10 protein-coding genes are annotated in these 9,077 nt (G+C 31.1%); all 10 read right to left on the reverse strand.

What is annotated here, in order from left to right; all coding sequences use genetic code 11:
* Positions 1–217: 217 nt before the first annotated feature.
* Entirely contained in the window at positions 218–1,525 is a 1,308-nt protein-coding gene (locus ACSHZO_RS15335) for a hypothetical protein (protein ID WP_298248334.1), read from the reverse strand.
* Between the two features lie 193 nt (positions 1,526–1,718).
* Positions 1,719–2,744: a DUF4365 domain-containing protein gene (locus ACSHZO_RS15340; RefSeq protein ID WP_298248335.1), complete on the reverse strand. Its 1,026-nt coding sequence runs from the start codon at positions 2,742–2,744 to the stop codon at positions 1,719–1,721.
* Between the two features lie 160 nt (positions 2,745–2,904).
* On the reverse strand, positions 2,905–3,690 hold the full coding sequence (locus ACSHZO_RS15345) for a hypothetical protein (protein ID WP_298248336.1): 786 nt from the start codon (positions 3,688–3,690) through the stop codon (positions 2,905–2,907).
* Between the two features lie 165 nt (positions 3,691–3,855).
* The gene (locus tag ACSHZO_RS15350) at positions 3,856–4,224 is read right to left on the reverse strand and encodes a helix-turn-helix domain-containing protein (RefSeq protein ID WP_193712409.1); all 369 of its coding nucleotides are present in this window, start codon (positions 4,222–4,224) and stop codon (positions 3,856–3,858) included.
* Between the two features lie 11 nt (positions 4,225–4,235).
* Positions 4,236–4,532, reverse strand: coding sequence for a type II toxin-antitoxin system HigB family toxin (locus ACSHZO_RS15355; RefSeq protein WP_193712408.1), 297 nt, complete (start codon positions 4,530–4,532; stop codon positions 4,236–4,238).
* 289 nt (positions 4,533–4,821) lie between these two features.
* A complete protein-coding gene (locus ACSHZO_RS15360; protein ID WP_298248337.1) occupies positions 4,822–5,187 on the reverse strand; it encodes a hypothetical protein in 366 nt (121 codons plus the stop codon).
* A 136-nt stretch (positions 5,188–5,323) separates the two neighbouring features.
* The gene (locus tag ACSHZO_RS15365; RefSeq protein WP_298248338.1) at positions 5,324–5,926 is read right to left on the reverse strand and encodes a hypothetical protein; all 603 of its coding nucleotides are present in this window, start codon (positions 5,924–5,926) and stop codon (positions 5,324–5,326) included.
* A gap of 153 nt (positions 5,927–6,079) precedes the next feature.
* Positions 6,080–6,916 (reverse strand): tetratricopeptide repeat protein, encoded by an 837-nt coding sequence (locus ACSHZO_RS15370; protein WP_298248339.1) that lies wholly within the window; start codon positions 6,914–6,916, stop codon positions 6,080–6,082.
* A gap of 154 nt (positions 6,917–7,070) precedes the next feature.
* Entirely contained in the window at positions 7,071–8,006 is a 936-nt protein-coding gene (locus ACSHZO_RS15375; protein ID WP_298248340.1) for a hypothetical protein, read from the reverse strand.
* Between the two features lie 162 nt (positions 8,007–8,168).
* Positions 8,169–8,987, reverse strand: coding sequence for a hypothetical protein (locus tag ACSHZO_RS15380; protein ID WP_298248341.1), 819 nt, complete (start codon positions 8,985–8,987; stop codon positions 8,169–8,171).
* Positions 8,988–9,077: the final 90 nt, after the last annotated feature.

Raw genomic sequence — 9,077 nt, forward strand, 5'->3', positions numbered from 1 at the left:
AAATATGCCATCATTAATAGCAAAGTCAGAAAAAATGCTTTAGTTACACTCACTCTAAATAATTACAGCCAACGGTCCCGGTTACCGCAAGTTGCGGGAGTAGTGACGCGGATTTGTCGGCTTAGTTATTTTCTTTCCTGGTTTCTAAAAATACACTTTTTCGAGAATACCCGTTATTTGCGGTGAACCGTTGTTGGCAACTGGCTATTTTTCAAATCTATAAAGCATTAATATCCCATTTTAATTTTTCCAAATCATCAATATAATACTGATGCAAAAATTCTCTAGCTTCTGTATCATAATCGAGGTAGTTTTGTTCTTTTAGCCACATCAACGGCATACTACCGTCCATTGCACTGACTACTGATTGGTTTAAATAATCGATCAAATCTTCAATATTGTTGATTATAGTGTCATATCCAATGTCTTCGTCAAAACTAATTTCTGATTTTTCGAAATCCCAATGAGCTCTAGACATTGTCCCATTTAGGGCTTCAAGTGGAATGTCGATTTCAGGGTCATAATACTCCTCAGTTATGTTTCGAATAAAATTATACAGGTCGTTGTATATCTGTGAATGTGTAAAATGTTCTGAATGGCTTTGTGGAATATCAACATCAGGCAATAATTTTCTTTTGAAATTTTCATTTAAAAATAAAAATTTGGTTTCCACCGGAATTGATGAATTTTCTATTTGGTCAGTAACGTTCTCAATTATACTTTTAAATTGAAAAGAAAATTCATCTTCATCAACGAAGACTATTAAAGCTTTAGTTTGATGATACTTGGCATATAAATTTAGAAGAGCCGGTAATTGTCTGATATTTCTCGAACCCTCTAAAACGACAATTTTATAGGATAAGTAAAAATCAGATCCTAGAGGTTTTAAAAGGCTATCAATTAACTGAACATCCTTTTGTCCTTCCACGAAAATTAATAAGTCTTCGGATGCAGTTTGCTTATTATACTTTTTCTTGAAAGCTGATAGATTTATAAATTTTATGGTTTGGGAGTCTGATATACTCTGAACTTTCTGCTTTAGTTTATATGGTACGTTTAGACTTCCTGTATCGCCGGCCTCTCGTAATTTAAATCTCAAGACATCTAAAAAGCTAGCTTCATTATTGAAGATTAATGAAATATCGTTTTTATCGAATAATAAAATATTTAATGATTTTCCAAATTTTAATGCATCCTCAACATCCTCATTATAACCATTTACAGCTAAAAAAATTCCACTTGTAGTATGGAATTTTCCATCCAACTTACCTTTAAAAGCATAAATGCTGGAAGCTGGTAATTTATCTTTTACCCACTTTGCTTCGAGTAAATAAGTTTGCCCTTCCCAAAAAAATGAACCATCAACTTGTTCTCCCTTTGGCTTATAGCTTGCTCTAGGTTCTAGTTTTTCGTTCTCAAGTTTAGCTTCAATTAATTTTTCAAATTTGTAACCTCTTTGTTGTGGTGTAAATTTTGAATCATCCCACAAATCATTATATAATATTTTAATTTCTTCTTGATTCAAAGTAAGCTTATTTTATTCTACACTTATTCTTAGCTTGTTGCCAACGGTTTCGGTTATCGCCAGTTGGCGGAGTAGGGGACGCGGATTTGTCGGCTTAGTATTGGTTTGTTGATCAAGTTAATTATTTTCTTTCCAACGCTGCCGCTTATTGGCGATTAACCGTTGTTGTGTGCAGTATTTGTTCTAAATTTTTTTATAGAGGTATTTGACCTTGAGAATAATAATTTGCAATTAAGGTTGAAATCTCTTTATTCGTTTCCATACTTAATCCTTTTTCTTTGCAGTACTTATTTAGTTTATGAAACATTGGATAAACTATTTTCTTAAAATCTTCGCCACTATACGGAACATCAAATTTTCTTGCTTTGTGATCACGAATTATTTCTAAGTTTTCGATTTGGCAATAAAATAGGAGTCTCATAAAACCGCTAGTATGATCCATAGCCATTAAATAAGGCCAACAGTTGCTTTTACTATATAGTTCTAATATCCAATTTTTTACTTCTGGAATTTCAAATAACTCCCTTTCATCACTTTCATAGTCATCGAAAGAAATATCTATGCGATTTTTTAGATTGAGCACTAATTCTGCTGTTGCCTGAACTCTTTCCAATCCAGATAAAATAAACTGGTATTTTTTATTTAGAATTTCTTCTTTTGGAATTCTAAAAAGAATTCTATTATTTCCAGCTTTGAGCATTTCATTTATTTGCCATTCTTGTTCAAGTTGAGAAACGTAATCAGTTATTGGACCTACAAAATTCATTAAATCTGGTTTTGATTTAATGTTTAATATCTGATTTTTAGGTATAGTTAATTTCCAGTTATTACCTGCTTTCTCGGTTTTCGATCCATCAAAAATTTGCCAAATCACTTCACTTTTTACTGGATCTATTAATATTATTAAAATTGGTATATCGAGATTTAAATAATAATTTAAGTGTTTATTTTTCCCTCTAAATACATAGCCAATTTCATTTTGCTCTTTGAAGAAACTTTTTCCAGTTTTTAGTTGAAATGCAATTGATTTACCTGTGACTTGTCCTTTTTCTGAAATTATTTCTAAATATCCATCAATTCCAAAATCGTCTTCTAAATTATTTTTTTTGAACATCCAGCCTAACTCATTTTCAGTTATACTTTTTAAAATTGTAAGTCCTTGTTCTTCAATAATTTTTGAATTATTTATCTTCGGAAAATTAGAATTATCATTTATCATCAAAAGTTTCTTAAATATTGCACACAACGGTCTCGGTTATCGCCAGTTGGCGGAGTAAGGAACGCGGATTTGTCGGCTAAGTATTGGTTTGTTGGTCAAGTTAATTATTTTCTTTCTAACGCTGCCGCTTATTGGCGATTAACCGTTGTTGGCGAGTCGTTTAATATCGAGAATCTTGAAATTGACTATAATTTATTGAGCCTTTAAATTTATTCGAATAATTATCTCCTAATTTGATTCGCAATTCTGTATTATAATCACCTTGATAAATAACTTTAGAACTGATTATAATATTATTTGGTGGCAAAATAAGAGAATTGATTCCATTACCGCACATGAAAGAATACATTTTTTCAATAGGTTTCCATTTATTCGTTGAGTCTTTAGCTTCAACTATAATTGGGATAAATCTATCGTAGCCTATATTGATTGTATCATTTTCTTGATTTTTTATAAAAACAGGATAAGCTTTGTAATATTCTTTACGGAAATATTTGTCAATAACTAATTGTTTTATAATTGTATTAGTATCAACTTCTATATTAATGTTAGTTTCATTCCAAGATTTAAATTTTCTGGATTCTTCCCAACCAGAATAAAAAGGATAAACAGGATTACTTTTAAATTTTTCATTGTAGGTGTTGAAAATTTTACGTAATTCTATTGTATCTATTTCTTGCACTTTCCCATTCTCAGGAGGAGGAGGTGGTGGTGGAGGTGGGTTGAAAGGAAAATCTACCAATTCGTAATTCAGCTCTATTGTATCCTTTAGATATCCGATATATAGGATGCTACTGCTTGATCTGGTTATTAAAGAATCAGTTTTGATCTTTTTTACAGTTTTAATATTTGTGAGAACTGGAAATTCAGTAGTATCACCTTTATTATCAGATTCGTTACAACTGATGAAAAGAATAAGAATTGAAAGTAGTCGAAATATTTTCATTAATTATATTCTTATTAAATGCTCGCCAACGGTCTCGGTTATCGCCAGTTGGCGGAGTAGGGGACGCGGATTTGTCGGCTTAGTATTGGTTTGTTGGTCAAGTTAATTATTTTCTTACTAACGTTGCCGCTTATTGGCGATGAACCGTTGTTCTATGCTGTTTTTTCACTTCGTCAATTGGTAATTAGTTACTAATACAGATGCAGAAATATGTAGAATTCTCTCAAGTTCTCTAATCATATCTACCGTTAATCTTTTCTTTTTATTTAAAATTTCTGAAACTCTACTTTTCCCTCCAATGACACCAACTAAATCCTTCTGTTTAAGATTCATTTCTTCCATTCTAATTTTTATTGCCTCAATCGGATCTGGAGCCTCAATCGGATAATCCTCATTTTCATAATTATCAATCATCATAGAAAGAATTTCCGCCTCGTCGCCCTCTTTGGAATTAATTGGAGCGTCAAATATCACTTCTAGTCTTTCTAAAGCCTTCTCGTAGTCTTTATCGCTTTTAATAGGTTTAATTTTCATAGCTCTAATTTTTAAATTGTGTTCGCATCTATTTTATCATAATCAGTGTGTGTTCCGACAAAACGAATAAAAGCCCATTGTCTATCGTAGTTAAACTTAACGACTAATCGGTAAGAGTTTCCTTTAATGTTAAAAACAACTCTACTATCTTTTAAAATGCTAACATTTACATACGTCTTCTTGATATCACTTGGAGAAGCCCAATTTGAACTTTTTGCTGTTTCGTACCAAGTTTTTAAATACTGTTCTGAATCAGAATGTTTTTTCCAGAATTCTCGTAATGTACTTTTTGCAATTATTCTCTTCATTTGATAAAATCTAAAACAAAGGTAATTAAAGTTCTCATAAGTAGAACTTTTTAGTAAAAATCTTTCTGAGAAAATAGCATAGAACGGTCTCGGTTATCGCCAGTTGGCGGAGTAGGGGACGCGGATTTGTCGGCTTAGTATTGGTTTGTTGGTCAAGTTAATTATTTTCTTACTAACGGTGCCGCTTATTGGCGATGAACCGTTGTTGGCTTGCGTTTTATGCAACTCAATCTAAATGATCACGTAAATGAGTTTTTCTTTTTATTTGAATGAAATTATAAATTACTGATCATTCTTCTATTCTTGTTTGATGAAATATTTTCGGTTTTCTAAGAAATGCTGAAAATATTGTACCCAAAACAATCATAGCTACAACTTCAAATGGTTTTTCTTTTAGGATGTGAATAATAGATATACATGTCATATATAAAGCTAAAAGAGAGGTTCCCCATAAAATGGTTTTATTAATCAAGAATAGTATAGTTGCAAATATTAGAATTATACCAACTACAATTAAAATAGCTTCGTTTTCAATTATTTTCTCTGGTTGATTAATTTGAAAAATTTTACCCAATCCATTTTGAATAAAAATCATTGACATCATTATTGAAGGAAGCCAAATTAAAGTTGGTTTAATTATTTTATGGATTATCATTTTTTAGGGGTTAAGTAACAGTATCATTAAGCATAAAATGAATGCCAACGGTTTCGGTTATCGCCAGTTGGCGGAGTAAGGGACGCGGATTTGTCGGCTTAGTATTTTGTTGTTGGTCAAGTTAATTATTTTCTTTCTAACGGTGCCGCTTATTGGCGATTAACCGTTGTTGTGTGCTGGCGCCACCTACTAACTCGTTCTTTAATTCATTTTTATTATTAAAGAAAATTGTCAAATGATCTGCCCAAGATATATTGTCAGATTCTTCTTTTATCTCATATGTCGAAATCCATATTTTTTGTTCTTGAAATTCCATTTCCCAAATTGAAGGAATTTGAATGAATTTTTTGTGTGATTTATTTTTTTCTTGATTAGAACTGTTTTCTATACAATTATCCCAATAAATAACGATCTCTGTGATTTTTTTATTTAAAACTTTTTTCCAGTTATTATTTTCTTTAGGTGAAATTATTTTAGTTAAGTCTTTATCTTCTATTTGAGATAAATTTTCAAATCCTATCCCATAAGAGTAAAATTCCGCATCCCATTTTATTTGTATTAAATCATTATTGTCAAGTCTAAAAATAATACTCAAATCAACCGAATGAATATCTTTTGAAAATTCCCAATATTCTAAATTATTCTGATAATCTAATTCTTCATAAAAGACCCCAACTATACTTCTTCCAATCAATTTTGAGAGAATTCTATTATAGTATTTTTGTTCTTTATCTATCATTCTGTTTCGCTTGCACACAACGGTCTCGGTTATCGCCAGTTGGCGGAGTAAGGGACGCGGATTTGTCGGATTAAGTATTTTCTTTCCTGGTTTCTAAAATTACACTTTTTCGGTTGAACCCGTTATTTGCGATGAACCGATGTTGTGCAAAGTTTAAGGCCACCTAATTTGATAAGGATACCGCTCATAAACGACATTATCTTCATTAATTGAATATCCATTAGTCGCATTCTCTTTTGCATTCTTATATAAAACTTCTCCCTCCTCTGGTTTGCCGATTTTATATAGAATCTTGGCTTTGTAATACTGAACATCTGAAAATTGAGGATAGATTTCCAGTGCTTGGTCAAATAGTTCTAAAGCTTCTTCATATTTCTTTTGTTCATATTTGCTAATTCCATAGTAAAAAAGGTCTAAATGATGCAACCAGCCTTTTCCATTTTCTTTTATAGTTTTTTGGTAATCTTCTTTAAAAAGCTTTTCTGCTTTTTCGAATTGGTTGAGTTGCAAATAGCTTAATCCAATGTAGAAATTATATGAATGATCCATTACAAATCCATATCCATATTTTTCCTGGTAATTTTTGAAATCCTTTATTGCATCTTTATATTCTTTAGAAAATATACATTTTATAAATGCTCTGTAGTCTTGCCATTTTTTAGGATTGTATTTTACTGCCTTGTCAATAAAATGCATTCCTAATTCATATTTACTTTGTTTAAAAAGTGGCATTGCTTTTTGTTGCCAGAAATAAGCAACTGTTGAATCAACTTTTAATCCTTTGTCAATTTCCTTTTGCCAATCTTGTGAATAAATTCCTTTTTTCCAAGCACCATTTTTAAGATATATATCAATCAACGAATCTTGTTGCTTTTGAGAAAACTTTGGAACTACTTTTTCTTCGGAAGTTTTTGAATCTTGTTTTTGATTACAACTAATTAAAGTTGAAATAAAAAGAAGGGTCAGAATGGATTTTCTTACGTATTTCAAATCTTGATTTAAATTTTGCACAACGGTCTCGGTTATCGCCAGTTGGCGGAGTAAGGGACGCGGATTTGTCGGCTTAGTATTTTGTTGTTGTTCAAGATAATTATTTTCTTACTAAGGCTGCCGCTTATTGGCGATTAACCGATGTTGGGTACAGTTACCTATTTCCCAAACATTCATAATTTCCTTTTACTTTACGATAATAATCTTCCAATGGTTCGAATCCGATTTTTTTTCTTTCAATCTCTGCTATCTCGCAATCACAAACTTTTACATTTAAATAAGTTCCATACAAATTACATCTGTCAGAAATCTTTACTCTGTTATTTTCCTTGTATACAATATTTTCTTGTTCTTCACTTCCGATTCTATAGTCAATTATTCTAGCATATTGGTATGGGTACATATCTCCATGCAAAACAGCTTCTAGCATATAAGGCTTTAATTGAACTATCCACTCTTTTCTAAAATGCAAAGGTAATAAAGTGATATTTTCGGTTACATCATATTTACCTCTTGGCGTAATTTCTCCAATTACAGAAAATCCCGGCCACTTGTCATTGTTTTGTTTAATAATTTCTAGAAGTCTGTTGTAATTGTAAGAATCAATTTTTCTCATTTTTCGCCAGCTACCAAAAATTGGAGTTCGTGCTTTTTGATCATTTTTTACCATTTCTGCAATCTCGCTTCTCAATTGAATATTCAGAGTTTTCAAATAGTCGTTATGTAATGAATCATATTCCTTCTTAATAATCTTCCATCTGTTTGATTTTTTAAATATAGATAGTTGTTTTTTCATCCTTTTGAAAGTCAATCCATTGGCAATCGCTTTTCTGAGATATTCATAAGTCCTTTCCGAATCACGCAACATTTCAGAGTTCTTTGCTGCTAATAAGTAATCTTCTTTAAAAGGTTTATTTACTAAGTTGAAGGAGACACGATATAATGAATCTGATATTTGAAAATTCCCATCTAAATGAGCAATCTCAGCGTCATTTATAGTTTGATAATAATTCAGATAATTCTGCCCTAATAGTTTCTGAAATCCAAAAAGCAAAGTTAGAATCGATAATAATACTGTCTTATTCTTCATTTGATCACTTTCTTTGGTAATTGTACCCAACGGTTACGGTTATCGCAAGTTGCGGGAGTAGGGACGCGGACTTGTCGGATTAAATATTTTCTTTCCTGGTTTCTAAAATTACACTTTTTCGACTAAACCCGTTATTTGCGATTAACCGATGTTGGGGCTAGTTTATTCTTCCCAATATTCGATTTTTCTTTTAAATCTTCTATCTTTTTCCTTGTTCACGAATGTATCGCCTTGCTTTTCAACTTTGTAGATTTTTTTCTCAACCCAATTGCCCATATCATCATACTTGTATTCTAGCAAATAATAAATATTGTCATTTTCATTCCAATTTCTAGGATATGATATTACGTCACCGTGTTCATTGTAATTATTCGATTTTGATTGTTTATTATCGATCGTATGTTGACTTGATGTTTTTAAGTTCTCTTTGGAATCATAGACTTTATAAGTATAACTATTATTTGAATATTTGTACTCCGCTGTTTCGTAACCTAAAAGATTATTATTTCTATCATAGAGTTTCATTGAAATCGGATTTCCAATTGAATCATTTTCAAAAATTGCTTTTCTTAAAATGTTATTATTGGGATCAAGATCATTAATTTCTTGTATACCTTTTCTGTTGTATTTGTATTCCGCTTTTTGACTTTGCCAACCAAATAGAGGAACTTTATTTTTAAAAGATCTAAAAATTAAATTTTTGTCTTCATCAAATATAAATACTAGCCTGGCATCTAATTGTGAATTTTTATATCTAAGCTCGGTTATTGTATCCAGGTTTTTTGAAAACGTAATTTTTTCCTCTTTAATTTCCTTACCTGACTTATTATAAAAAGTATTTTTATTTTTTATCTCTTTCGGTTTACCAAATTCTGTATTGTATTGCTCAAATACTTTTGTTCTACCAGATGTTATTGATTGAGAATATGAATTAAACGCAATCAAAAAAATCGGAATTATGTTTCGCAGTAGTTTCTTCATATAAATTAGCTCCAACGGTCTCCTTTACTTTGTTTTCATATTTTAAGAGAGAACTAAGGGGAGAACTATAACGGTCTCTAGTTAGGCACC

The organism is Christiangramia sp. 3-2217-3z (genome assembly GCF_051195275.1).
GTDB lineage: Bacteria > Bacteroidota > Bacteroidia > Flavobacteriales > Flavobacteriaceae > Christiangramia > Christiangramia marina.